Source organism: Brevundimonas sp. UBA7664, assembly GCF_002483305.1.
Classification (GTDB): Bacteria; Pseudomonadota; Alphaproteobacteria; order Caulobacterales; family Caulobacteraceae; genus Brevundimonas.
Window position 1 is genome coordinate 1 of the sequence record NZ_DLHQ01000021.1, and the last position, 524, is coordinate 524.

At 72.7% G+C, this 524-nt stretch carries 2 protein-coding genes; one reads left to right on the forward strand and one right to left on the reverse strand.

Annotated elements, in window-relative coordinates:
* Positions 1 to 307: hypothetical protein (locus B2742_RS04300; protein WP_292063379.1), on the forward strand; the 307-nt coding region annotated here is incomplete at its 5' end.
* A gap of 97 nt (positions 308 to 404) precedes the next feature.
* On the opposite strand, the gene B2742_RS04305 is transcribed toward B2742_RS04300, so the two are convergent.
* Positions 405 to 524, reverse strand: a 120-nt coding sequence (locus B2742_RS04305) for a hypothetical protein (protein ID WP_292063404.1), incomplete at its 5' end; no start/stop codon positions are given.

Sequence of the window (524 nt, forward strand, 5' to 3'; positions counted from 1 at the left end):
CGCCTCCCCGGCCCTGCTGAGCGCCGCCGACCGCGCCATCTGCGACGACCGCTTCGGCCAGCGCGCCGCCGCCGCCGCCCCGATCGACGACGCCGCCGGCAGCCCCTTCGCCGCCGAGGGCGCCCGGCGGCTGGCGCAGTACGAGACCCGTCGCCGTCCGCTGGCGGGCGGCACGGGCAATGTCAGCGTCCAGGACGGTCCGGGCTCCAATTTCGGCGCCGGCGTTGCGGGGGCGCATCTCGACCCGTCCTTCCGCCCGGACTCGACCCGGAACATCCGCACCGACCGCCGGGACGGGCCGCGTTGACCGTCTCCTCCCCATGACTTCGTCACGGGGAGGAGACAGGAAAAAGGGCGGCCCCGTTCCCGGAGCCGCCCTCTTCATTCAGTCCTGAACCGGTCGATCAGCTTTCGCTGCTCTCCAGCTCCAGCGCCAGGTCGGCGGGAAGCGGCTCGATGGCGGCTTCACGCGTCGACGTCAGTTCAGCGTCACGCTCGTTGGCGATCTTCTGCAGGGCGCGGAG